The organism is Nocardia sp. CA-120079 (assembly GCF_050955745.1).
Classification (GTDB): domain Bacteria; phylum Actinomycetota; class Actinomycetes; order Mycobacteriales; family Mycobacteriaceae; genus Nocardia.
Genome location: NZ_CP192088.1, coordinates 6,268,274 through 6,292,184 on the forward strand (window position 1 = coordinate 6,268,274; position 23,911 = coordinate 6,292,184).

At 65.1% G+C, this 23,911-nt stretch carries 21 protein-coding genes and 2 pseudogenes; 15 read left to right on the forward strand and 8 right to left on the reverse strand.

Annotation, left to right across the window (positions count from 1 at the left end; genetic code table 11):
* Window positions 1-239 precede the first annotated feature (239 nt).
* Together ACQPYR_RS29020 and ACQPYR_RS29025 are read right to left on the reverse strand one after the other, a co-directional pair.
* Window positions 240-914, reverse strand: coding sequence for a hypothetical protein (locus ACQPYR_RS29020; RefSeq protein ID WP_433622110.1), 675 nt, complete (start codon window positions 912-914; stop codon window positions 240-242).
* A complete protein-coding gene (locus ACQPYR_RS29025; RefSeq protein ID WP_433622111.1) occupies window positions 911-1,549 on the reverse strand; it encodes an RNA polymerase sigma factor in 639 nt (212 codons plus the stop codon). The genes ACQPYR_RS29020 and ACQPYR_RS29025 overlap by 4 nt, the downstream gene beginning before the upstream one ends.
* 575 nt (window positions 1,550-2,124) lie before the next feature.
* Here ACQPYR_RS29025 and ACQPYR_RS29030 point away from each other — a divergent pair.
* The 8 genes and pseudogenes from ACQPYR_RS29030 to ACQPYR_RS29065 all read left to right on the forward strand — a co-directional run bounded on the left by ACQPYR_RS29030 (window position 2,125) and on the right by ACQPYR_RS29065 (window position 9,298).
* Complete coding sequence (locus tag ACQPYR_RS29030) at window positions 2,125-2,460, forward strand: AbrB/MazE/SpoVT family DNA-binding domain-containing protein (RefSeq protein WP_433622112.1); 336 nt, start codon at window positions 2,125-2,127, stop codon at window positions 2,458-2,460.
* On the forward strand, window positions 2,457-3,506 hold the full coding sequence (locus tag ACQPYR_RS29035; protein ID WP_433622113.1) for a tyrosine-type recombinase/integrase: 1,050 nt from the start codon (window positions 2,457-2,459) through the stop codon (window positions 3,504-3,506). The genes ACQPYR_RS29030 and ACQPYR_RS29035 overlap by 4 nt, the downstream gene beginning before the upstream one ends.
* Window positions 3,507-3,654: 148 nt before the next feature.
* Window positions 3,655-3,876, forward strand: a pseudogene (locus ACQPYR_RS29040) (helix-turn-helix domain-containing protein); the annotation flags it as partial.
* Window positions 3,877-4,176: 300 nt separating this feature from the next.
* Window positions 4,177-6,792, forward strand: a complete 2,616-nt coding sequence (locus ACQPYR_RS29045) for a P-loop NTPase fold protein (protein WP_433635268.1) — start codon at window positions 4,177-4,179, stop codon at window positions 6,790-6,792.
* A gap of 196 nt (window positions 6,793-6,988) precedes the next feature.
* Complete coding sequence (locus ACQPYR_RS29050; protein WP_433622114.1) at window positions 6,989-7,402, forward strand: hypothetical protein; 414 nt, start codon at window positions 6,989-6,991, stop codon at window positions 7,400-7,402.
* A 333-nt stretch (window positions 7,403-7,735) separates the two neighbouring features.
* Window positions 7,736-8,113, forward strand: coding sequence for an ArsR/SmtB family transcription factor (locus ACQPYR_RS29055; RefSeq protein WP_433622115.1), 378 nt, complete (start codon window positions 7,736-7,738; stop codon window positions 8,111-8,113).
* Window positions 8,110-8,844 carry an aquaporin gene (locus tag ACQPYR_RS29060; protein WP_433622116.1) on the forward strand — a complete coding sequence of 245 codons (735 nt, stop codon included), beginning with the start codon at window positions 8,110-8,112 and terminating at the stop codon, window positions 8,842-8,844. The genes ACQPYR_RS29055 and ACQPYR_RS29060 overlap by 4 nt, the downstream gene beginning before the upstream one ends.
* Before the next feature lie 46 nt (window positions 8,845-8,890).
* Window positions 8,891-9,298, forward strand: a complete 408-nt coding sequence (locus ACQPYR_RS29065; RefSeq protein ID WP_433622117.1) for an arsenate reductase ArsC — start codon at window positions 8,891-8,893, stop codon at window positions 9,296-9,298.
* A 252-nt stretch (window positions 9,299-9,550) separates the two neighbouring features.
* On the opposite strand, the gene ACQPYR_RS29070 is transcribed toward ACQPYR_RS29065, so the two are convergent.
* On the reverse strand, window positions 9,551-10,174 hold the full coding sequence (locus ACQPYR_RS29070) for a hypothetical protein (RefSeq protein WP_433635269.1): 624 nt from the start codon (window positions 10,172-10,174) through the stop codon (window positions 9,551-9,553).
* Between the two features lie 184 nt (window positions 10,175-10,358).
* Between ACQPYR_RS29070 and ACQPYR_RS29075 the strand changes: the two genes are divergently transcribed.
* Entirely contained in the window at window positions 10,359-11,828 is a 1,470-nt protein-coding gene (locus ACQPYR_RS29075) for an Hsp70 family protein (protein WP_433622118.1), read from the forward strand.
* Window positions 11,829-12,981: 1,153 nt separating this feature from the next.
* On the opposite strand, the gene ACQPYR_RS29080 is transcribed toward ACQPYR_RS29075, so the two are convergent.
* Window positions 12,982-14,319 carry a hypothetical protein gene (locus ACQPYR_RS29080; protein ID WP_433622119.1) on the reverse strand — a complete coding sequence of 446 codons (1,338 nt, stop codon included), beginning with the start codon at window positions 14,317-14,319 and terminating at the stop codon, window positions 12,982-12,984.
* A gap of 258 nt (window positions 14,320-14,577) precedes the next feature.
* Between ACQPYR_RS29080 and ACQPYR_RS29085 the strand changes: the two are divergent.
* The 5 genes and pseudogenes from ACQPYR_RS29085 to ACQPYR_RS29105 all read left to right on the forward strand — a co-directional run.
* Window positions 14,578-14,895 (forward strand): annotated as a pseudogene (locus tag ACQPYR_RS29085) (helix-turn-helix transcriptional regulator); the annotation flags it as partial.
* Window positions 14,896-14,926: 31 nt separating this feature from the next.
* Complete coding sequence (locus ACQPYR_RS29090; RefSeq protein WP_433622120.1) at window positions 14,927-16,192, forward strand: acyl-CoA dehydrogenase family protein; 1,266 nt, start codon at window positions 14,927-14,929, stop codon at window positions 16,190-16,192.
* Window positions 16,193-16,272: 80 nt separating this feature from the next.
* Window positions 16,273-16,794: a flavin reductase family protein gene (locus ACQPYR_RS29095; protein ID WP_433622121.1), complete on the forward strand. Its 522-nt coding sequence runs from the start codon at window positions 16,273-16,275 to the stop codon at window positions 16,792-16,794.
* Window positions 16,795-16,989: 195 nt separating this feature from the next.
* Window positions 16,990-17,220, forward strand: a complete 231-nt coding sequence (locus ACQPYR_RS29100; protein WP_433635270.1) for a hypothetical protein — start codon at window positions 16,990-16,992, stop codon at window positions 17,218-17,220.
* Window positions 17,221-17,595: 375 nt separating this feature from the next.
* Entirely contained in the window at window positions 17,596-17,724 is a 129-nt protein-coding gene (locus tag ACQPYR_RS29105; protein WP_433622122.1) for an FCD domain-containing protein, read from the forward strand.
* Between the two features lie 607 nt (window positions 17,725-18,331).
* On the opposite strand, the gene ACQPYR_RS29110 is transcribed toward ACQPYR_RS29105, so the two are convergent.
* Window positions 18,332-19,336, reverse strand: coding sequence for an alpha/beta fold hydrolase (locus ACQPYR_RS29110; protein ID WP_433622123.1), 1,005 nt, complete (start codon window positions 19,334-19,336; stop codon window positions 18,332-18,334).
* Complete coding sequence (locus tag ACQPYR_RS29115) at window positions 19,333-19,476, reverse strand: hypothetical protein (protein WP_433622124.1); 144 nt, start codon at window positions 19,474-19,476, stop codon at window positions 19,333-19,335. The genes ACQPYR_RS29110 and ACQPYR_RS29115 overlap by 4 nt, the downstream gene beginning before the upstream one ends.
* 448 nt (window positions 19,477-19,924) lie before the next feature.
* Here ACQPYR_RS29115 and ACQPYR_RS29120 point away from each other — a divergent pair, with 448 nt between their 5' ends.
* Window positions 19,925-20,959 (forward strand): AraC family transcriptional regulator, encoded by a 1,035-nt coding sequence (locus ACQPYR_RS29120; RefSeq protein ID WP_433622125.1) that lies wholly within the window; start codon window positions 19,925-19,927, stop codon window positions 20,957-20,959.
* A 517-nt stretch (window positions 20,960-21,476) separates the two neighbouring features.
* On the opposite strand, the gene ACQPYR_RS29125 is transcribed toward ACQPYR_RS29120, so the two are convergent.
* Both ACQPYR_RS29125 and ACQPYR_RS29130 read right to left on the reverse strand, forming a co-directional pair.
* The gene (locus ACQPYR_RS29125; protein WP_433622126.1) at window positions 21,477-21,602 is read right to left on the reverse strand and encodes a hypothetical protein; all 126 of its coding nucleotides are present in this window, start codon (window positions 21,600-21,602) and stop codon (window positions 21,477-21,479) included.
* Between the two features lie 18 nt (window positions 21,603-21,620).
* Window positions 21,621-23,540 (reverse strand): maleylacetate reductase and hydroxyquinol 1,2-dioxygenase domain-containing protein, encoded by a 1,920-nt coding sequence (locus ACQPYR_RS29130; protein WP_433622127.1) that lies wholly within the window; start codon window positions 23,538-23,540, stop codon window positions 21,621-21,623.
* Window positions 23,541-23,911: the final 371 nt, after the last annotated feature.

Below are 23,911 nucleotides of genomic sequence, written 5' to 3' on the forward strand. Positions count from 1 at the left end.
GCGGCTGGCAGACTGCTGCGCCCGGCGCGATCTGTGATCGTCTCGCAGCCTTTGAAGTTCGGCGCGAACTGCTCGTGGCCCACACTCGCAGGCCCAGACCATCAGGGACGGAGGTGGCGGGCGGTATACCGAGGCGGCGGTTTCGGATCCAATCGGTCTGGCTATTCGAGGAGTCGATGGTCGACCGGTGGGGCTCCCACCATTAATCGACCGACCGGATGCTCGGTATCGATGGCAGGCTATTTCGCTTCTCGCAGTATCGGTTTGAGGTGATCAACGGTCTGGCTGCCCCGAGGATTCGGATGTGTCAGCCGTTTGGGGCGTGGAGGTTTGGTGTCCTTTTTGATGAACGACAGGCGCACGAGTGCCTGCTCGAGTGGCATGGCGAGTTCGGCGACGAGTTCTGTCAGGACGAGCATCATGGTGGCGCTGTCGAGTTCATCGGGGTGGGAGATGATGTCGTCGAGGACCATTGCGCTGATCGCCTGCTGACGGGTCAATACTTTCTCCGGCAGCCAGGTCAGTGACCAGCGTTCCTCGCCGGTTGCGGCATCTCCCATGCGCAATGCTGTTTCGGGCGAGGTCGTGCTGGTGATCTTCAACGGTGAAATGTTCAGCCCGGCAACGCGTTCGGCCACGATCTGCTGGCGTGCGGCGGCTGTCGGTCCTTTGATCAGGTTGCGTCGAGTCTCGAACGCGGCCGTGACTTCGTGGTGTCGGCGGGCGGCTCGTTCGTCTTGTTCGCGCCGAGCTGCTGTGAAGCCTGCGATGGTGTTCTGCAGCTTCACTAGGCCGGACTCGACGTCGTAGCGGTACTCCTCGGCGGTGTCGGCCAGGTGGCCGTCCAGTTCCTGGAACACCTGGTAGATCGTGAGCGAGTGGACGACGTGACTGGTTTGTTTATCGGAGCTCATGCTGTCACCTCACCTTCGTTGCGTGTCCTTTTGCCCGTTCCCTGCTGGGTGGAGCTTGTGCCCGGTTCGAAGTCGATGAGGTAGTCCCCACCGAGCTCGAGCGTGCGGATCTTCGCGCGGGCCCTGCTTTTGTGCGAGTGCACCGTGGATACCGAACTGCCGATGATCTTGGCGATTTCGGTGTCGGGCAGCCACAATGCCCACGCCATCAACGCCACCCGGTACTCGGCTGTGGTCAAGTTCTGCGACAGAACGAACCGGATGTGGCGGAACGCGTCGTCGTTGAGGACCCGCTCGAGCGGGTTCCGGGAAGTCATCGACAGCCCGAGCATCGGCACCGCGCTCTCGACATACTCGGGGATCGGGACCGCGCCGTCGGTGCGCCGCCACACGTCGATGACCCGTCGTTTGGCGATCTTCATGATCAGCGCGTCCGATCTGCTCGATGGCTTGCCCGCGAAGTCGCGTTCGTACTGCTCCCACACCGCCAGGAACACTTCCTGCACAATGTCATTGGCCCGCTCGGCGTCCTGCAACGCGCTCAATGCCAACCGGTAGACCGCAGGAGCATGGCTGCGGAACAGCTCGTTGAACCTGACCTGCTGATCAGCCACGGGCGGTTGATGATCTGTCATCGCGCCGAAATCTCCCCGGCTGCAGGCAAGGCGCTGGTGATGAACCGACCGGACCGCGCTTCACCGACATGAACGACGAGCACCCTCGACTCGCCAGCGCGGCGACCGGTGATGTCGGCGATAATCGAACCCCCGACCCCACGGTCGACATGAAACCGCAGGTCAGAGCCTCCTCAACGTCGGTGTCCGTCATCCAACAACCGACCGTTGATGACAATTCGGGACCTTTCACGTCATTTTGCGACACTACGTTTCAGTTTCTAATGACAGAACAAAGACAACAAAGCGTCGGTCGATACCAAATCAATTGGTAAGACGCTTCGATCATCGAGTGCGGTAACACGCTGGACGGCACCAGTTTTCCGTCACGGTGCGAATCTGCCCGCGGGTCGCCTCACCGGCCTCATCACGGAAATCAATGTGGCGCCATCGCCAAAAATCGGCTTTCATGGAGTTGGAGAATCTGCGGGCTGGATGAGAAAGAAGCGTCCATGCCTATTCAGCCGCGCCAAGCAGGTCTTCCCCTACCAGGAGGACTTGTCCCACCCCCACGCCAGCGCCGGCCAGCAAGTTCGATGCTGACGGTATCGATCATCAACGATCGCGCGCGCCTGTCCGGGCAACGAGTCTTCGCTGAAATGGGATGGCCCGCAGGCTACCCCATCACCTACTCCGTCGCCGGGAACCTCGTCGCTATCCGCACTGCCCAGCCGGAGGCAGCACAACAAAAGATCGGCCGACTAGGACAGATACGACTGCCTGCAACGGTGCGCCGCGCCACCGGCATCACCTTTGGCGATGCACTACTGCTCATCGGCTTGCCCAGCATCGGCGTGGTCGCGGTCATCCCGTCGCGGGTCGTGCACGAAGCCCTGTCGTCCGCACTGACCAACCTCCAAGGCGACGCATGAGCATCCCCAACGACCACGAAGTCGCTCGACTGTTCCTGGACCGCTTGGGAATCCACCCCGAAGAACTCCTGCGAGCGACGCCAGGCAGCAAAGTTCCGACCTTCGCGGAGTACATACCGCGAGTCGCTCGAGCAGTATCTCCCGGCGCCCGACGAGCCTACTTGCCCTACTGGCGTCGACTCAGCGCGCGCTGGCCCGACCGGGCACTCGACGAACCCACCGCCCTCGAACTCCAGGAACTCATCGAGCAAACTCGACACGCCGCCGTCGTACGCCGCAACAACCGCGGCGGACGCTCCGCCGCCGAGCACATGGTCAGCGCACTGCGCTGCCTGTACCGATACGCCACCCGCGACGGCTATATCTCCCCCGCCACCAACCCCTCGACGGACATAGACATGCCCACACGACTGCCGAGCACGCGCCGCGCGCTATCCACCCGCCAACTCACACAAATCAACCACATCGCCGCAACCACAGGAGACGACCCCGAACTCGACACCCTCATCCTGCGCCTTCACCTCGAAACCGCCTGCCGCACCGGAAGCGCCCTCAGCCTCCGGAAAGAAGACCTCGACCCCGACCAATGCCTGATCCGACTGTTCGGCAAGGGCGGAACCCTACACTGGCAACCGGTATCCCCCACCCTCATGGCCCGATTGATCGAACACAGTGAACGCAGCCCCGATCCAAGCCAACAACTGTTGCGTTACCGACATGGTCGCCCGATCACCCGCCGCCGCTACGACCACCTCTGGGATCGAATCGGACGCCACCTGGCCTGGGTCGCAACACAACAGATAACCACGCACTGGCTGCGACACACCACACTCACCTGGGTCGAACGCAACTTCGGATACGCGATCGCCCGCGCATACGCCGCGCACGCCGAACCCAGCGGCCACGACGGCACCACCCTCACCTACGTCCGAGCATCCATCGAAGAAGTCGCATCAGCCCTCGCCGCACTCACCAGCGAGCCTCATCCCCTCGCACCTTCACACGACGATGACATGCCAACACCCGCCGTCACCGAGACCCGTTGACCAATCTCTATGGCCAACAGCCAGGTCTAGAGTGCTGAGCCGAATCTGGAAGAGATCGGCGGAAGCCTGTCCCGACCGCACATCTCGGTAGCCGATGTCCGCGAGTGAATCGGCCCACCATGTCCTGCCGGATCTTTAAGATTCAGGGGTGTCGATAGGGCCGGGGGCTGGCCTAGATCCCAGTCAGATTCGTACTCGTGAGGAATTCGCGCGAGCGCTCACTCAACTACGAACCGATGCTGGGTTATCGGTCAGGCAAGCAGCCGCGCGGTCGGGTGCTTCACATGGAACGATTAGCGGTTGGTTCGCGGGCCAGCATGTGCCGACTGATGCGAACGAGCAGATGCTGCGTGACTTGCTGTCGGCGTGCGGAGTTGCTAGTGGTCAGCATGACCGGTGGTTGGACGCCATGCGTCGTGTCCGCCGAACAACGATTCGACGTGGCGACACCCCACTTTCAGATCGGCTCATGCTCATCATCGGCTCGGAGTGCGACGCACTGCCCCGCCTCGGGTTTGTTGATCAGGCCGCCGCAGAGTTGGCATCGTCACTAACAGAGTTCGGCGAGTGGGTTCCGGTTGGCCCCTCGGTGTTGAGTGATCCCACCGTTGCTGAGCTGAGACGCGCTGTGGCAGAGGCGTTCACAGCGGCTGCTGATTCAGGTGCCGCGTTGCTGATCAGTTTCATCGGGCACGGTGTCACAACCGGCGACGGGAACTTCTTTCTGCTGGCTCGTGATTCACCGGCGCAGCCAGACTCGGATACGGCGCTGCATCTGATGCAAGTGGTCACCCAGGAACTCGACCGCCGCCCAGTGGGCGGACTGGTCCTTTTGCTCGACGCCTCGGCGCTACCACGAGACATAACGAGGCGAACTCTCATGGCGGGAGCACCATTCGAGTTGCTGGCCGCCTCCGATAGCGGCGCAGCGTACAGCGGCCTGTTCAGTCGCGGCCTCACCGAGATCTTTCACAAGGGAATCCCCTCCGCTGGTGAGCGATTGCAGTGCAGCGATGTCCACAAAGAACTCGCGCGGTTGACCGGTGACCGCCAAACACCTTCATATGTGTCGTACTCCGGAGCGCAACAAGCAGAGCTGTGGTTGGTGAACAACCATGCGCGACTACCGACCACCCGAGAAGCGATGGCTTCGGTCGTCCAACCAGCCACACTGACGCTTCCATCGTTCACGAATGATGACGCCGTCGGTCCGGACCGGTTGGGTATCGATGGGGATGCTCGTGCGTTGGCCGCGCTCATAGCATCCAAGCAGCTCGTACCACCGTTGGCCATTGCGGTTTATGGCGAGTGGGGCAGCGGCAAAACCTTCTTCATGCGCCGAGTCGAGTACTACATCGACCGGCTCGCCAGCACCGGCACCGCAACATCGATGTTCGAAACCGATGTGCGACACATCCGTTTCGGAGTATGGCATTACGCCCGCGGCCACATCTGGGCCAGCCTCCTCGAACACATCTTCAGCACCTTGTGCCCACCGGAAACGACGACCGAACAGAAGTTCGCCGAAGCCACCGCGCAAATCCCGATCATCCAAGAAACCGTCGCGGCTGCCGAGCAGAAGATCGACGCCACCAAACAACGAATCAAGGACCTCGACACCGAACTCGCCGCAGCACACCAACGACACCACGAAGCCATCCAAACCCTCGGATCGGTTCGCGGACGCGACATCCTGCAGGCAGTCACCGCCGACGACGCAGTGCGCGAACGATTCGACATCGCGATGAACGAGATGGGAATCCAAGCCGCCACCGACAGCGCCCGAAACCTTCTCGATTCCGCCCGCACCGCGATCACTTTGGCGAACAGGACTACCTTCCTGGCAACGTCGGGAAAGCATTGGTACAGCTCGCCATTGGCGGTCGCGGCCGCCGTCGCACTGCTCGTCGGCGGCACCACCGCGTTCACTGCGGCACTGGCACCGGATGTGTTCCGCAACATCGGCACGGTGATCGCACCACTGGCCACCATCGGAGCGACTGCTGCCGCATGGATCGGGCGCCAGTCGGTTCTGGTGCGCAGGCTCCTCGAACCCGCCGAACACGTGCAGCGACAGATCGAAGGTCGAATCGAGCAGGCCCGCCTCGCACAGACGACCGAACTGGCTGAGCTCGAATCCGATGCCGAGGCCGCACAGGCCGAACTGGCGGCAGCCAACGACGAGAAAGCGACAGCTGTGGCTGATCTCGAGGCAGCCTGTCGAGCACGCGAGGAACTCACACCGGCACGGTTGCTGGACAGCTACATCGCCGAGATGGCCGCCAACGGCGAATACACCGAACACCTCGGAGTCGTCGGAATGGCACACCGCCATCTGCGCGGACTCAGCGACCGCCTCCACGCCGCGGCAACCGATCCGGCGGTGTCGATCAAACGAATCGTGCTCTACATCGACGATCTCGACCGCTGCCCTCCCGACACGGTGGTCACGGTGCTCGAGGCCGTGCATCTGCTTCTGGCCATGCCGTTGTTCGTCGTCATCGTCGGAGTCGACACCCGCAGCCTCGACCGATCACTTCGATCAGCACACCCCGAGATGCTCGAACTCACCGAGTCCGCATCAACACCATCGGACTATCTCGAGAAAATCTTCCAACTCAGCTACGCCATCCCCTCGATGACCTCCGAAGGCTGTCAGGCAGTCCTACGACAAGTCGCCACGATCTCAAAGGTCTCCACCCGCACCGTCTACCCGGGCGCTACGCTCCATCCCAGCGTAACCACGTTTCCCAGCGAGGATGAGCAGCCCCAGACCGAGCCAGCCCTCGATGTCTCCGCAACGACCACCTCATTCACGCAGCAACCAATATCCGATGACCAACTCGGACAAGCGCTGACCCTGACCGACGACGACCTCGACACCCTCGACCTCGTCGCGCCACTGGTCGCCGCCACACCTCGGCGCGCCAAGAGGTTCCTCAACACCTACCTTGTCGTTCGCGCCCGACTCTCCACGACCCAGCACGACCCCGCCGCACTGGCCTTGCTTGTTGCTGTCCTCATCGGCGTCCCGCATACCCTCGGACGTCAACTACTCCACTCCGATCCGCCGAACACCGACATTTCCTTCCGAGACTGGCTGCGCAGCACCAACATCGACAATTCAGCCGACCTGACGCGAATCCGTAACTTCCTTCAAATCGCCGACGACCTCACAAACACACCGATGACCACAATCCTCGCCCAGTTGCCGCATGCACGCCCCTACGCTGTCCCCGTGCCGGACTCGCCGCAACGCGTAAATGGCGAGGGCGCTACCCCTTGACTGTCGTATGCCAGCAGCTAGGGACCGCTTCGGGGCATGTTTCTGCCTGAGCATAGGACCATCTCGGTGGTCGGTGCCGACCAGCGGAGTAACGCATCGCGGTACGGACCGATCAAACAGCGTGATCGACTGCGCCAGTTGATTGCTGGCGCCGCTCTCCTGCAGACGAATGCTGGATTGGATAAGGTGAACCAAGTTGCCAGCTTCTGCGCCGGAAAAGCGCAAAGTCTTTCAGCTCTCCGGCAACGTGTGTGCGTTCTCAGGTTGCCGACTGCGGCTTACCGTGGAAGCCACGGCTGAGGAACGGCTGGTTGCACTCCGCGAAGTCGCCCATATCGTCGCGGAGAGCCCCGACGGGCCACGGGGTGATTCTCCGCTGGGCACCACCGAACGCAATCAATACGAGAACACAGGAGCCGACCAGTGGAAACACATTCTGACCTGCACCGATTCCTGGCAGATCCGCCAGAATCCGTCACATCTGTTCTATGTCGCGGCACCGGATTCGGTCGCTGATAAGGCACGCGGGAAGTTCGAGATCCGGTGGCGTGGCCATGCCGATCCTACGCTGCTGGCACTCGAGCACACGGCCGAGACATTCATCCCCTAAGCCTCACTGCGTGCTGCCTGACCCCGCGCACGGAGAAGTACGTGAGCAACCGCAGCGACGAACCCGGACTCGCGCTGGTGTTCGACGGTCCACCCGGCTCAACTCACTTTGAGCGGGGCGGCGTCGAGCTGCGGCACGCGTTCGCTGCCGCGAGGGGACGCTGAGTATCGAGCCGGACACCGAGGAAGCCGCCACCGAAGGCGCGTGCTGCGGCAGCGCCGCGAAGAAGGAGGCCGTAGCTTCCGGCGCGTCCTGCTGCGGCTGAGACCCCCGGAGGTCTTGTTCGCCCGATGTTCGCTTGCCCTCGGATTCGATAATCATCAATATCGATGCGTGTCGAATCGAGAGCTTCCGTTGACCGACGTGACCTCACCAGCGTGTGAGGTCACGCCCTTGGCCCGCCAACCTCTGACCGCCCAGACCGCGACCGAGCTGGCGGCGGTGTTCAAGGCGTTGTCGGACCCGGTCCGGTTGCGGCTGCTGTCGGTGATCGCCAGCCACACCGGCCAACAAGCCTGCGTGTGCGACATCTCCGACGGTTTCGACGTCTCCCAACCAACCATCTCCCACCATTTGAAGGTGCTGCGCGAGGCCGGGTTGTTGTCGAGTCAGCGGCGTGGATCGTGGGTGTATTACCGTGTCGAACTCGCCGCGCTGCACCAGCTCTCGACACTGCTGGATATCGCGTTGCCCAAGGCGGTGACCCGATGACGGTGTTGGCGCGGCGGCTGACCGCCGAGTTCATCGGCACCGCCCTGCTGGTGTGCGTGGTCGTGGGTTCCGGTATCGCCGCCCAGCAGCTGTCCCCCCACGATGTCGGCCTGCAATTGCTGGAGAACTCCACCGCTACCGTGTTCGGGCTCGCCGTCCTGATCCTGATCTTCGGCCCGGTTTCCGGCGCACACTTCAACCCCGTTGTCTCCATGGCGGATTGGTGGGCCGGACGCCGCAACCGCACCGGCCTCACCCCCACAGAGCTAGCCGCCTACATCGGCGCGCAGGTCCCCGGCGGTATCACCGGGGCGGTGCTGGCCAACATCATGTTCGACCAACGCGCCGCCCAGATCTCCACCCACCACCGCGTCACCACCGGGCACCTGATCGGTGAACTCGTCGCTACCGCCGGGCTGATCGCGGTCATCTTCGCCCTCGCCCGCACCGGCCGTGCTGCCCTCTCCGCCGCAGCCGTGGCCGCCTATATCGGCGCCGCCTACTGGTTCACCAGCTTCGCCAACCCCGCCGTCACCATCGGGCGGGTCTTCTCCGACACCTTCGCCGGGATCGCCCCGGCGGCGGTACCCGCCTTCATCACCGCCCAAATCATCGGTGCCGCACTCGGATTCACCCTCATCGCGCTGGTCTACCCCGACCCTGCACCAGCCGAAAACGTCGTCACACCCCATCCAGAACACCCACTCACCGATCGCCACGGCGCACCATGACCGACCACCCTCACCGGCTCCGCCGTCTGAAAGGCTCTGCCTGCCAATGACATCCATCCCCAGCGTGCTGTTCGTCTGCGTCCACAACGCCGGACGCTCTCAAATGGCCGCCGCGTTCCTGACCCACCTCGCCCCAGACCGCGTCGACGTCCGCTCCGCCGGGTCCGCCCCCGCCGACCAGGTCAACCCGGTCGCGGTGGAGGCCATGGCCGAGGTCGGCATCGACATCTCCGCCGAAATCCCCAAAGTACTCACCACCGACGCCGTGCAAGCTTGCGCCGTGGTCATCACGATGGGCTGCGGCGACGCCTGCCCCTACTTCCCCGGCAAGCAGTACCTGGACTGGAAACTCGACGACCCCGCCGGACAAGGCATCGACGCCGTCCGACCCATCCGCGACGAGATCGAACACCGGATCCGCGGCCTGCTCGATGACCTCGGCATCCCCGCATGATCACTACGCGCTGGTGAGTCTCAACGTTCCGGTCTACGACTACCTGACGGCCCAACGAATCTACTGACCACCGAAACGTCAGTGACCGCAAGTCTTTCTTCAGCAAATGCCAGGCCTATCGGGATTTCCGGCGCACGCGCATGAGAGAGGTGTTCGTCGCCATCCGCGCGATCCCGCAGCAGACCTACCAGGTCGCTGATCAAGCGCCCCCCGCGGTCAAGGCGCTACTGCTCCAAGACGCGGGGACGGGGGTTAGTGTTCGGTGTTCCAGAAGCCGATACCGATGGCGCCCCACCAGCAGATCTGCGAGATGGCACCCGATGCCGCGCCCCAGAGCAGCAGACGCTTCGTCAGTTGTGTCGCCACATGGTTCGTCAGACGCTTGCCCAACAGCAGCGCCTGAAGCCCGTTGAGCGTCAGGATCAGAACGAATGCCATCTTCGTTCGCGTCATGGCGGATTCGAGATTCGGTTCGAGCAGGCATCCACTGGCGACCAGTCCGACCAGGCCGGCCCAGATCGGCACATGCAGGCGCGCGATGCCAGCCAATGCTTCGGCGAGGGTGGTCCGCCCGACTAGCCAGACCAACATCAGATAGTCGGCGATAAGGACACCACCGAAGCCGAGTACGAGGGCGGCCAGGTGGATGAACAGGCCGACGGTGTGCAACTGCCGATCGACGTCGAGGTGGTCGGCAATCCACAGTGCGGCTCCGAGCGTCACGGTTGCCAGCAAACCTGCGGCAGCCACCGTCCACCACGAATCATGAAGTGCCACAGCGCGTTGCGGATTGTTCTCGGGCCACCGACGCCGCGACGCGACGGCCGGATGCCACTCGCCCCAGATCGTGGCGGCCGCCCGCGTTCTCGGCAACACCACGATCGTAGTGATGGACGTCTGACCAGGTACTTCGGCAGTCATGCCATCAGACATACGGGCCTCCAGACAACATTCACAGGACATTCACAGCAATTGTTAGGACAGGCTAATCTATCTCTTTGGTCGGGTAAAGATGGTGGATCGTCCGTGCGAGCAGGCGCGGATCGGGCGTGAGGATGAGATGAGAACGACCCAGGCTCTCGGATTGAGCATCGGCTCGGTAAACGCGGTATCGGCCGCGGTGACCAATGACCCCGCACATCCGGTGGTGACTACCCGCCCCACCACGGTGACTTTCTCCGGTGACGGCATCGCATCCATCGGTGCGGTTGCTCGCGAGGCCACGGTGCTGGCGGATTTCGCAGATCTGGCGATTGCGCAGGATCCGATCGTCGCCGTGGCGGGGCGGGCCATGAGCTGCGCCGATCTGGTTGCGGCAGTGGCAAATCGGCTGACCGCAACGTCGGTGCACAGCGTATTGGCCTACCCGGCAATATATTCCGGCGACCAGGTCGCCGAACTCCGGTCAGCGTTGAATCAGCTCGAAGCCACAGACGTCGGACTGATCCCCGAGCCGATTGCGGCGGCGCAGTGGCTCGAAACCTATAGTGGCGCAGCGGAATCCGACCTTGTCCTGGTCTATGATCTCGGCGCGAGCTGCCTGGATCTTGCGGTCGTTCGTGCTGGCAGGCTGGTCGGACCGCCGGTGCGCTCCTACGATTTCGGCGGCCGTGCATTCGATGTGGCGGTGGCCCGCTACGGACACGACATCACACCGGACGCCGAATCACGTTGGGCGGAGCGTGTATCCGCTGATGATATCGCCGGGCTCCGCACCCGTCAGGTGCGTGAGTCGGTCCCGCTGGTGCGCGACTACGTCCGTGCCGCCGGTGTCGCGGTATCCGATATCGACCGCATTCTGTTGGTCGGTGGCGCGGCCCGGCCCGCGGCGGTGGCACGACTGCTGGCCGATGAATTCGAACTCCCGATTGTCCTCGGCCCCGATCCGGCGCACACCATCGCGCTGGGTGCCGCACTGCTCGCATCCCGCGCCGCCGCGACCGACGACAGCCCGGCGGTCGTTCCTCGCGGCCGCCGCGAACCACGCGTCGCGGCCTTGGCGGCCGCGGTGCTAACTACCGGGCTACTCGTGCCTGCCGCAGTGCCGTTCGGGCGCACCTTGAACCATGAGTCCGCGATGGAGGAGACGTCGGTGGACGTGCCCGCGGCACCGCGTTTCGATCCCCATCTCGATCCGACCCCGGTCACGGTGGCGCCGAACACGGCGCCAGCCTTGCCGCCGAACGCGATGCTCGTCGACAACCCCGCTGCGTCCCCGCGGCTCACGGCCCCCGCGACATGGTGGGCGACTGCGCCGGACCCTGCGGCACATGACATCTCACCGCTGCCGTTCGCCGAACCGCCTGCCGGTTCAGCGAAACACGAATCGGCGCCAGACTTCCCGTCCGCGACAATTCGGCCCGATGGAACGGCGCCGTCCGCCACTGTCTCCGGTGCGTTATCGAATTCGGGGCGATCGAATGGTTCGGGCCGACCGAGCGATTCGGGCCGATCGAACGGTTCGGGCCGACCGAGCAATTCGGGGGGACCGAGCAATTCGGGGCGGAAGGGGTCCTCGGGTCGGCGGTGATCCGAAGCGACCCTGTCGATCAGGGCGCTCTCACCTGTTGCGCGCGGCTCAGCGTGTTGTTCGGGTAGGTGGGCGGCGGCTGCTGCGACGGCGACGCGGACGACAGGTGGTCGCTGTGTGCGGCCAGGGCCAGGACTTCGGCGCCGGCGGGGCCGCGGTCCTTCTGGCATGGCTGGCGGCCAGGAACGAATTCTCGTCCGTGACTAGCTGTTTGAAGTGCGGGATCCCGTCGGCGCCTTAGCTCGGCGGTGGCCGCGTAGTCGGGTTCGAAGGCCCGCAATGCGGCTGGAACCCCATCCACTGCTCACCGCCGAACCCCAACCCCATCACCCTGGACAACCATGGTGCCGGTCGCCCACAACACGCGACCGGCATCACAATGGATAACACTCCGATCAATGATTCCGCCAATGCCACAACCTTTTTGAAGCATGCAACAGACCGAAACCGAATCAGTCGACAGAACGCGACAACGGTCCCACTTAGCTACTTCCACTGCGGTACCGAAAACCATTACAGCTCAACAAAATACAGACACAGAAACACTATCGATAACCCTATGCTATGCTCCAGCGAACCCAAATAGCCTCCACTTGAACACAAATCCGCGTCATCACTGACAGAGATTCGTGATCAAGTCCCCTCTCGCGCACAGATTCACGTCAAACGTGACAGAAATTCGTGCTCTGTGTGCGAGTACCCTTGCACACACAGGCGCCGACCAGTCGAAACACGTTCTGACCTGCACCGATTCCTGGCAGATCTGCCAGATTGGGTCACATCTACCCCCTCGCGGAAGTTTGCTGGCGCGGGTGATCGCCGATGATCGCGCCGATCATCCCTCCCCAGGCCCCGCTACAGGAACTCATCCATGGCCCGCTGCCCGCGAGCCGGACGGTGCGCCCTGCCGACGGGTGATGTCGTCTACGGGATCTGCACCGTCGGCGACGGCGGCCGCGCGTCCTGGACAAGCTCGGCTTCAGCCAGCAGTTGCACCGGTACGGCCTGCCCGTCGGCTGTGTGGATGCGCGGTCACCGGCGTTCCGTCGAAGAACCGCGCTCCGTCACACAGCCCGAGTTCGAAGCCCTGGTTCCCGTCGAAGGTGTCTCTTGTCACCTGTTAACTCGGCTGACCTGGCGGTCCGCGGGCTGCTCACCGAGCCGGGGCCGGCAGGCCCGACGGTACGGTGCTGAGGTCGTAGTCGCGGTTGCTGGGCAGCTCCAAGTAGGGGAACCGCTCGACGGTCGCCCGGATCTCCTTGATCCGCCCGCCATGGTCGCCCCAATGGAGAACGACCTTGTTCCCGATGTGCGCCTGATCAATGTCGATGACGCATTGCGACAGCATCTCGCGGTAGTAGTAGCTGTAGACTGCGGCCGATGCGACGCCGACCTGCTCGTCGTCCTTGGTGACGAGGTCGGCGTGGCCACCGGCGATCTGCTGGGGGGCGCACGGGAACTCGATGTACTTGTATTCCTCACCCGGCCTGAAGTGCGAGGCGAAGACGTCAAGGATGTCTTCGGCGTTCCAGCGCAGGATCACCGTCTTGCGCCGCGGGGATGCCTTTTCGGCCTCGACCGCCGCGCGCCCGAGGAAGTCGTGGTCGAACTTCGCCATCCAATCCCAGTTGACCTCGGCTGGCGTCCGGTACCTCGCGCGCAGGTCGGTGGGGTCGACGCTCCCGGACATCGTCGTGCTCCGGCCCGCCCCATACGCGGCCATGAAAGCTTCGTCGCTCAGGACCGACGGCAGGAACGTGCAGTTGGCTTGCGGAAAACCGCCCTCGGTGTGGTTCACCGCGTAGGTCCGCCAGCCGAGGCGCTTGAGACCGATGTCCTTGCCTGCCCGGTAGACTGCGTCGTAGACGACCGGCCCGGCATCGAACGGGCCGCGCACCTCGTAGGCCAGGGTGCCCGCCATGCCGATCCGCGAGAGCTCGAGCTCGGCCTCGACGCCGGCGATCTCCACCTTGCGGATACCGAGGAACTTCAAGTCGCGCAGATCCCGGCCGAGCGTGCGTTCGAGCACCTGCAGCGACGCCGGTCCCGCGACCTGCAGAATGAAGATCTCGCGCACTGACGTTTCCACGTCCATCCCGGCCGAACCCAGCCGGTGCACTCCCCATGGCAGGCTGGCCAGCTGGCGGAACGAGTCCTCGCTGTCCCTGATCGCGAGGCCGTGGTTGGCGATCAGACCGTTCTCATCGGGCATCACGAGGTGCTTGGAGGTCCCAACAGGCCACTCGCGGACATTGTTGATGCTCAGCGACGACAGGAACGCTTGGGCGTCACGCCCGCGGTAGGTCAGCTCCGCGGGCCCGGTCAGGTTGGCCGCGACGTAAGCACCGGTCTTCCACGACATCGACTCGGCCTTCCAGCCATCCCCCTCCCAGACATGCAGATTGCCGAAGAACATCCGGTAGGTCGGGACGTCTCGGTACGCCGGCACCGCGCCGATCGAGCCGATGGGGAGCACGTCGTTGTCGCTCATGCTGTTCATCCTCTTCCCTGTCGGCCTCTCTCGTGGCCGGTCGTTGGGTGACGGTAACCCCGACCGCCTCGCCGCTCGGACGCGTGGCGGGATTGCTCAACTCACAAGTCTGCAAGGATCAAATCGGCGCAATCGCCGACACCGCAGGCTTCTCCACCGGGAACGTTCCAGCTGACCTGCGGGTGTCCCTGTGGGAGGAGCGCAACCGCCCTGGCTGCTGGATCCGCGTTGTCGGTGCAGTAGGTCGCGAGCGCGGTCGGCATCAGCGAGCGGCATCTGGCCCGCGTCTTCGCCACCCACGCGACCTCCGTCGCGCAGACGATCTCCGACGAGCGGATCCGGCGAGCAAGGGATTTGCTCCTGGATCCAGGCCGAGAGTCCCAGACCATCGGCGAGATCGCGGCTCTGGCCGGCTTCACCTCACCATCCCACTTCGCGCGGGCGTTCCGGAGAGCCTACGGCTGCAGCGCACGCGAAATGCGGCGCAGCGCTACCGATCGACTTGACACAGCCAGACAACATTTTCGCCGACTCACGCCGTGGGATCCGTGGCCGGTTCCGCGCTGCATAGCCTAATCGCACACCAGCGAGTGGGAAGGACCACAGCATGACCAACACCGAGACGACGGGCACCGGGACTCGTCCCCTGCCTCAGCCCGAGCCCGGCCTGCGCCCGCAGGACGTCATTGACCGGGCGGAGGCGATGATCCCGATGTTGCGTGCCCAGCAGGACGAAGCCGACGAGCGAGGACACTTCTCGACCGCAGTGCTCGACCAGTTCCGGGCGGCCGGATTCTACCGCATGGTCCAGCCGAAGCTCTTCGGGGGATATGAATTCGACAACGTCACGTTCTTCGAGGTCGTGTACCGCATCTCCGCCGGTCATCCCTCCTCCGGCTGGTGTTTTTGCCTCTCGGCGACCCACGTCTCGGTGATCTGCTCGTTCCTCTCCGCCGAGGCGCAGCAGGAACTGCTGGGGCCCGACGGCGAGTTCCGCTCGCCACACCGGGCCGTTCCGGGCGGCGAAATCCGGGAGGTCGAGGGCGGCTACCGGGTGAGCGGGACGTGGCGCTTCTCCTCAGGCATCCCGATCTCGACCCACTTTCTCGGCAACAGCCTGCTGCAGCGGGACGGAACGGAGCCGAAGAACGTCGCCTTCGTCGTGCCGCGCGAACAGGTCACCGTCCTCGACGACTGGGGAAACGGCGCCGCACTGGGGATGCAGGGAAGCGGTTCCAACGCGGTCCGGATCGACGACGTGTTCGTCCCCGCCGACCACATCATCCATGACGACATCCTGTTCGGCACGACGACCGACTTCAACGAGGGGACGCCAGGCACACGACTACATGGCAACCCCCGCTACCTGGGTCTGTTCGACCCGATCTACCACCTCTCGTTCGGAGCGGTGCTGGCGGGCACGGCCCGCGCGGCCGTCGAGCGTCTCCGTGAGCTGATGCCGGTGACCAAGCGGATTCTCGGCGAGGGCACGATGGCCGCCGACCCGGATGCCGTCCGCGCGATCGGGCGCTGCGCCGCACTGGCCGACGCCTCCCATTCGGTGATGCGCGAAACCGCCGCCCGCATGGATGCGCTACTCGCGCGGTGGGCACGGAACCGGGCCCCCATCGCGCCGGGCGAGCTGATGCGACTCCACGCACTCGCCCGGCAAGGTGCGCTCCTCGGTGCAGAGGCCGCTCAGCTCGCGTTCCAAGCCGGCAGCGCGCGAGCCTCCGGCCGTAGCGAGCCACTGCAGCGATACCTCCGTGACGCGCAGATGTACCTCGTCCACGCCTCGTCCCAACCAATGATCGACGAGGCGCGCGGGCAGGCCGAACTGGGACAACCGCTGACGATGGTGCGCCGCCGGTGACCGCCAAGGGCAGGGGTTATGAGCCACACCACTAACTCACCAAATGCCTGACATGGTCAGTATTGTTCGGAGGAATTCCCATGAGCCTCGAGCCGGTCACAAGCCCGGTGCAGGCCGCAGTGCCCGACCGCTGGACCTTCCGCGACGTCGTGGGGCGGTTCACCAGTGGTGTCACCGTCATCACCACTGTGCACGAAGGCATCCGGCGCGGCATCACTGTCAGCGCCTTCACCTCATTGTCTGACGACCCGCCGTCCGTTGTGGTGTGTCTGAACCGGAAGTCGGCCACTGGCCGCGCCGTGCGAGTCACGCGGCGGTTCGCAGTCAACATCCTCACCGAGCAGCAGCTGGCGCACGCGGGCTCGTTCGCGCGGAGGGGCGATGACAAGTTCGCCGGCATCCCGATCGTCGACGAGGCCGGTGTTCCCCTGCTCGACGGAGCGTTGGCCCACCTGATCTGTGAGGTCGACCAGGACATCGAATCGGGAACGCATGTGGTTCTGCTCGCCCGTGTCACCGCAGTATGGGCGAGGGAGAGCATGCCGCTGGCGTACTACCGCGGAGCGTTCGGCAGATTCGTGCCGAACCCGTCCACCTCCTAAGGGCGGAGTCGCGCCCGAGGCACACGCCCCGAGGCGTCACGCGGCCGAGGACGGGTCGAAAGTTCAGCGGCAGCAGGCAGAGCGCTGCGACACCGAGGACTCGTTGCGAGAAATTCATTCGAACACCGCCATGCGGCCGCCACGCTTCACGCTCCGCTAGCTTTCCTACTCGGTCGCCGTCGCGAGACCGGCTCGATCAGCGCAGCCGCAGAACAGCAACATGTCATGGAGCCGGCGATCAGCATGACGCTCACCGAGCTGGAACGAGCTCTCGAAACCCAGCTGTGTGCGACGCCGCGCGCGGCGTCGAGCTCACCGCGAGTGGTGTCATCTCGTCGGACGAGCTGCCGATCTGCGGGCCGACACCGCGGCCCCACGGAGTCGGCCGGCGATCCGGTCTCCGGCACGGTGGCACGGACTGCATGACAGAACTCGCCCCGATGTTGCTGCCGCCGATCGTTGCTGCTTGTGCGGCCGACATGCCGGCGGTCCGCCTCGACTTGGAGCTATACGACACGACCACACTCGTCGCGGAAATCGATACGGGTGCCGGATCTGGCCATCGCGTCCAACGTCCACCTGCAAGTCCTGCTGCCCGCCGAGGCCGCAGCTGCGAGGGGCTACGCCTCATGACGCGTCAGTGGCTCTAGCCTCCGCGAACGAAGGATCGTCCTGGCCTGGAGTTCGCGGCGCCGGCTCGTGCCCTCCGCCCAGGCTATCGCCGACGTGGCGGTTCGCGAATGGGATGGCCAGCGAGCGAGCTCATGACGGCCATCGCATTCAGGCCAGTGTCGGCCTGCTGTGGCAAGTTCGCTCGGAGCCGCACCCGAGCGTCCGCGCATGTCGGTGGTGGAGATTCCACGGATCGTGGAAGCGGTTGAAGATCGGGACGCGGACACCGCGTCCGCCGCGATGATGGCGCACCTTTGAGCCGTTGCGCAGACAGGTATCAGCGCTGTCGCGGCGGCGACCGTCGATTGAGCCGCTCGAGAGCTCGCCTGTGTTGCAGCTTGGATAGGCTCGCTCGGAGCGCCGAGTTGCCGCCTCCCCGAGCAGGACCTCGTAGAAGCGGTCCTTCGCGGCCAGCACCTCCGGAGCCTCCGGAGCAGACGAGGTCCCGAAGCCGGGTCAATGCGCGGCGCAACTGGACGATATTCCCGGCCCGGGCCCGGTCGACGAAGCGCCGGATCAGGTGACTTTCCAGAACCTCACGCAGGTCATAGAGATCTTCGGCCTCCTCCGCCGACAGGGCCACGCCCCTGCGGAATCGTCTTGACCAGGTCCTCGGCCGACAGTTCACGCAAAGGCATCACGGATCGTTGTGCGAGACACCCCCGGTCATCGCGATGAGCTCGGCGCTCGACCAACCGTTGCCCCAGGCGAGCTGCATGGTCAAGATCGCGTGGCGGAGCACGTCCAGGACCTTTATGGGGCCCTTTCGATCTGTGCGCCAAGGCTGGGCCTCGCCGCAGTAACCACCTCAGAACCGCATGTTCGTCATACGCTCTGCCCTCGAGGTCGCGACCTACGGCCGGGGTCAAACGGCATTGCGAACCCAGTTCGCCAGGACCTCGACCGCCTCCGCGCCGTTGGACTCCATCATCACACCATGGCCGTTGCCGCGGACTCCGCGTTCGGCAAGGTCGATGTACTCAACCGGGACGCCCGCAACAGCGAGGAAATCGGCAACCTGCCTGCCCATGCCGGCCAAGGGCGAAGCCTCGGCCGTCACCAGCGCGACAGGTACCGCGGCCAGCGCCGGCCACCCGGCCGGCCCGTGCCTCCCGCCTTCCCGGAACCCGTTCGGGCAGGCCGTCAGCCCGTGTGCGAGTGTGTGCTGACTGCCGGGGATCGACGCAAAGGGCGGACCGATCGGCTCGATCGCGACGATCGCCTTGACCAGTCCCGGACGCCGATCGGCGGCCACCCAGCCTGCAGGCGCTCCGGCGGAGTGGGTCACCAGCACGGCGGGCCCGATGGCGTCGAGCAGGCGGGCGATTGCCTCACCGTCGCGCTCATGCGCGGCGGGTACGTCGGCCAGCATCGGGCCATTCGACGCGACCAACTGCTCGACGACCGGGTCACCGATCGCGCGCCCCCCCGGCCACGCCGTTTGCCGCTCGGCCACCGCCTCTGGGGCGAAAAGCGCGATCGCGCGCTCGTAGCTGAAGGCCGGGCCCGGCTGACCGATGACGTCCGGGTGCAACGGTGAGCGCCCGTGCCCCGGACGGTCGACCACGTGGACGGCGAATCCCGCATCCACGAAGCGTGCGGCCCAGCCTATGCCGCCGTCCACCGTGCGCAGCCAGTCGGTGCCCTGTCCACCGCCGCCGTGCACCAGCACCAGCGGATACGGTTCAGCGACCCGCTCTGGGGCTTCCCAGGCAACGAACATCGGTCCGCAGGGCAGCGTGCCCACCTGGTCGCGCAGGCGATCTCCCGGAACCCAGAAGACCCCTCGCCGGGACGTTCGGACCGGTGCGGCGGCCAGATCCCATGCCGGCGCTGGAGCCGCAGGATCGAGAGTCCGGTCAGCGCTCACTGCGCCACCCCCAGCTCCAGGCTCGCGATCAGCCAGAAGATCTGGTCCCGCTCAGCCACCTTGCGGTGCCCGGCACCCCGGGGGCTGAAGTGGTAGTCCGGCCTGCCCGGACACAGGTTCGCAATCTCGACAACAGACATGTGTTCCTCCTCGGGCTCACCGTGAGCCCTTGTCCTCGATCTTGTTGGACATCATTCGATCCGCGGTCATGTCAACGCCTTCGACCTTCCGCGCGGTGACTGTCGGGCGAGGCACGCCGCACGCAGAAAACGATCGCGACCGACATCAGGGGCGCTGGAGAGACCAGCGCCTCGAAGTTCGCCATTACCAATGGAGCGGATCAGCACGAATCGCCCGGTGACCACCGGCAACCGGCTTGAATGTCTGACGGCCTGGCCGTAATCTGGCCGCGGGAAACGTAAGCGCCCCCGGGCGTCGCCGCCCGATATCAGCAACCCAGGCCCCGGTGTTGCGGGCAGGACGCGGCAGCGCGTCCGCGAGCTGATCGATCGGACGTGCTAGCACGGCGCGTCGCTCATACTGTTCATCCTCTTCCCTGTCGGCCTTCTCTCGTGACCGGTCGTTCGGGTGACGGTAACCCCGAACGCCCCGCCGCTCGAACGCGTGGCGGGATTGTTCAAGTCACAAGTCTGCGAGGATCAAATGGGCACAAACGCCGACACAGCGAGCTTCTCTACCGCGAACGTTCCAGCTGACCTGCGGGTGCCCCTGTGGGAGGAGCACAACCGCCACTGGCTGCTGAACCTGCGTTGCCGCACGCTGTCGGAGGACGGCCTGCAGGCCGCCTTCCGTAGCATGAGGCTCGGCCAGGTACAACTGACCGAACTGGTTGCCCGCGACCACGTGGTGGAGCGCGCCCCGGAGCACATCCGCGCCGCGCCGAGTGGCACGATCAACCTCTGCATTCTGCTGGCAGGGGAAGCGTTCGTGTACCACCGCGGCGGCACCAGCTTGGTGTCCGCGGGCGACGCCGTGGTGTTCAACCCGAACACGCCCCACGTCTACGGCTTTCCTGGTAGGTTCCACGAACTCGTCGTCCACGTGAACCACGACCTGTACACCGAAAGGCACGGCAGCGTCGAAATCAGCGAGCCACAGATCATCCGCAGCTCGGATCATTCCGCGTTCGGAGCACATCTTCAGGCCACGGTGGGCATCTTCCGCAAGGCGGTGACCGGTGGGCCGGCCCCGTCGGAGTTCCTGGACGAGACCGCGCTCGACCTGTTCGACCTGGTGACGCGCGGCGATGGACACTCCTCCGCCGGATACTGGCTGCCGGCTAAGGAGTACATCCGCCGGAACGTGCACGACCCGGCGTTGTCGGTGCAGCAGGTCGCGAGCGCGGTCGGCATCAGCGAGCGGCATCTGGCCCGCGTCTTCGCCACCCACGCGACCTCCGTCGCGCAGACGATCTCCGACGAGCGGATCCGGCGAGCAAGGGATTTGCTCCTGGATCCAGGCCGAGAGTCCCAGACCATCGGCGAGATCGCGGCTCTGGCCGGCTTCACCTCACCATCCCACTTCGCGCGGGCGTTCCGGAGAGCCTACGGCTGCAGCGCACGCGAAATGCGGCGCAGCGCTACAACGGACCGATCGACTTGACACAGCCACCCGGCTGAGTCCGGACAGGCCACAACGGACAGTGTGATCGAAAGTCTGACGTGAAGGAAGCTCAGATGACGACTGGGCGGCCGGACTCCGATCGATCTTTCCGACACCGTCGTGCGGACCTGCATTGTGCCGACCTTCGGATTATGCCGAGCGGGGTGGTGAAGCCGCCGGTAGTGGGGGGTAACCGGGCTGGCGAGGTCGGCATAATCCGGTTATTGCCCGTCACTGAGCTTGCGCACGTGCCGGTGACGACTTCGCACCGAGATCGTCACGTAACGTGAGCGGTTCGAGCCGATGCTCACGGTGCACGTCGCGAAATGTGCATAGTGTCGCCGACATCAGCGACACTGCTCCCGTGTATTGCCCGGCTTTCTGCCGGTGAGCCGGCGCCGCGGGCGTAGCAGGCGCTGCGCTCGGCCACGTCGTGCACAGCGATGCGTGCGGATGCTGCAGCCGCGCCGCCAGCGCTGCTCCCGCATCGCCTGCGTAACGGCATCTCCGCGATCAGCTACTTGACCGCGACGACCCGGTGGAGACGTTGGTCCCGCGCCCGCCACACGATCCCCATCGAACCGCGCCCGACGTGCGATACCAGCCGGTAGCGGCCCGCGATCAGGTCTTCTTCGCCAGTCACGACGAAGAAGGTAGCCGCTCAGCTGGGCGTGATCCGGAAGGTGAACTCGAGCAGCCGCCACTCGCCGTGGACGGCTCGGCCATCCGGCGTCGGGCCTTGCTGTGACAGGAAATCCACCACGAGCTCGTCCTTCACGCCGAAGACCGTGTCGCCGCGTCCAGCGCTCGTGTCGAGGTATGGCCCGCCGCGCACAAACAACTGCGTGATCAGCTGCGAGTAACCCGGCTTGCTGATCAGGAAGTGCAGGTGCGGCGCACGCCACGGGTGCCGTCCCGTCGCGGCGAGCATCTGGCCGACCGGGCCATCGTCGGGGATCGGGTACTCGCTGGGCAGGATCGACCAGAATCGCAGCCGCCCGTCCTCGTCGGAGTGGAACCTCGCGCGCAGCACGGGACCGTCGAGGTCCGGCAGCTGCACGTCGTAATAACCGTCCTTATTGGACTGCCACACGTCCACGATCGCACCGGGCACCGGCTTGCCGTCGACGTCGGTGATCCGGATGTCCGCCCACAGCGGCGTACCCGGCAGTCCGCCGCTGATGTCGGCGCCCTGCTCGGCGACCGGCGGTCCCTCCACGTAGAACGGGCCGAGCACGGCCGAGGCTGTGGCGTCCGGGGTGCGGGAGTTCGTAAGCACGTCCACCGCACTGGACACGCCGAGCACGTCGGAGAACAGCACGAACTCCTGGCGCTTGTCGTCGGTGATGTGCCCGGCGCGGGTGAGGAAGTCGATCGCGTACTGCCACTCGTTCTGCGTGACGTCGTTGGTGCGCACGTAATGATGCAGGTGGCGTACCAGGTCGGCGACCAGTTGCTTGACGCGCGGCTCGGGCGCCAGGTCGAAACTCGCGACGACTTGCGCCGTCAACCAGGACATGTCCGGAATCGTCCGCCCGCCGCCCCGACGCGTACCGTTCCACGCGTCGCGGAGCAGCGCCTCGATGCCGTCGCGGGTGAGTTCGCGCGGGTTCGGGTAGGGCTGGGACACGGCCAGCTCCGCCGCACGCGGGATGTCGGTCTCGACGAATCCCAAGTCGCGCAAGGAAACCGGGCCGCCGCAGTTGGCGATGAGGTCGTACACCGCGCTGGGCGCATCGGTGGCGCCGAGCGCCTCGGCGATGCGGGCCATCACCTTGGGGGCGGCGGGGGCGTTGTAGGCCATCGCGTGCGGAAGGATCACGGTGTGCGTTTCGGCGTGCGGTAGGTCGAAGGAGCCGCCGAGGGTGTGGCAAAGTTTGTGGTGCAGACTCATGCCCACCGTCGCCAGGCAGGTCCCGGCCAGCCACGCCGCTTCGAGCAGGTCCTTGCGGGCGTCGACATTGGACTCGTCGGTCATGAGGACGGGCAGGGACCGGCCGATCCGGGCGATCGCGTCGAGCGCCATGCCATCGACCACGGGATTGGCCTGGGGCGAGTAGAGGGCCTCGACCGCGTGGGCCAAGGCGTTGATCGCGCTCACGACGGAGATCGGCACCGGCAGGCCGCGGGTCAGTTCGAGGTCGTAGATCACTGTCTCGGGCAGGATTTCGGGAGACGAACGCGTTGTCTTGCGCCCGTTCTCCGTCTCGCCGACGACCGGCGTGACCTCGGAGCCGGCGTACGTCGTCGGCAAGATCACCTGCGGCACCCCGGTGCGCGCGGCGAGTGCCTTCGACAGGCCGGTGGTGGACCCGCCGCCAATCGCGACGACGCAGTCGGCATCGTGCTCGGTGAGGATTTTGAGGGCCTGTTCGGTGACCGCGACAGGCGTGTGCATGGCGGCGCCGTCGAACTCTGCGGCCAGCAACGGCCCAAGCGCTTCGCGCACTACGGCCGCCGATCGGGGCCTGGCCAGCAACAACACGCGCGAGGCACCGAGCCGCTCCACCTCCGCGCGCACCTGCCCGACGGACCCGAACACGACTCGCACCGGCTGGGCCTGGTACACGAAGCTCCCCATGAAGCGCTCACCTCTCTCACGACGCGCGACGACCTCTCCTGAAGTGAACCCGCTTGTTCGTATTCTGTCCAGAAGTGCGTTATGCGCACACTTTTCGGTGTGGCCCGACCGCCACAACCAGCCTTGGAGCCTCACTATCGAGCGGACTATGTAAGTAGTGAGATCGCCCGATGCTTCTTCGAGGCCCCGTATTGCCTCGGAACGTTGGCGGCACTGGTCGCGACCGCGGCTACTTCAGGTCGGGCCGGTATCCTCCAGTGGCGGCGGCCTGCTATGGACCCTGGTTCTCGAGGCTAGATGACCTGACGTGCCGCAGTTTCGCGCGCGATGCCTATGCATCGACACTGCGCCTGCGTGAATACCTTTCGGAC

Excerpts from the sequence above, each read along its gene's own strand:
- ACQPYR_RS29130 (WP_433622127.1), bottom strand. The coding sequence starts at position 23,540 with ATGGGGAGCTTCGTGTACCAGGCCCAGCCGGTGCGAGTCGTGTTCGGG.
- ACQPYR_RS29025 (WP_433622111.1), bottom strand. The coding sequence starts at position 1,549 with ATGACAGATCATCAACCGCCCGTGGCTGATCAGCAGGTCAGGTTCAAC.
- ACQPYR_RS29030 (WP_433622112.1), top strand. The coding sequence starts at position 2,125 with ATGCTGACGGTATCGATCATCAACGATCGCGCGCGCCTGTCCGGGCAA.
- ACQPYR_RS29080 (WP_433622119.1), bottom strand. The coding sequence starts at position 14,319 with ATGAGCGACAACGACGTGCTCCCCATCGGCTCGATCGGCGCGGTGCCG.
- ACQPYR_RS29020 (WP_433622110.1), bottom strand. The coding sequence starts at position 914 with ATGAGCTCCGATAAACAAACCAGTCACGTCGTCCACTCGCTCACGATC.
- ACQPYR_RS29075 (WP_433622118.1), top strand. The coding sequence starts at position 10,359 with ATGAGAACGACCCAGGCTCTCGGATTGAGCATCGGCTCGGTAAACGCG.
- ACQPYR_RS29115 (WP_433622124.1), bottom strand. The coding sequence starts at position 19,476 with ATGTCTGTTGTCGAGATTGCGAACCTGTGTCCGGGCAGGCCGGACTAC.
- ACQPYR_RS29035 (WP_433622113.1), top strand. The coding sequence starts at position 2,457 with ATGAGCATCCCCAACGACCACGAAGTCGCTCGACTGTTCCTGGACCGC.
- ACQPYR_RS29090 (WP_433622120.1), top strand. The coding sequence starts at position 14,927 with ATGACCAACACCGAGACGACGGGCACCGGGACTCGTCCCCTGCCTCAG.
- ACQPYR_RS29095 (WP_433622121.1), top strand. The coding sequence starts at position 16,273 with ATGAGCCTCGAGCCGGTCACAAGCCCGGTGCAGGCCGCAGTGCCCGAC.
- ACQPYR_RS29065 (WP_433622117.1), top strand. The coding sequence starts at position 8,891 with ATGACATCCATCCCCAGCGTGCTGTTCGTCTGCGTCCACAACGCCGGA.
- ACQPYR_RS29060 (WP_433622116.1), top strand. The coding sequence starts at position 8,110 with ATGACGGTGTTGGCGCGGCGGCTGACCGCCGAGTTCATCGGCACCGCC.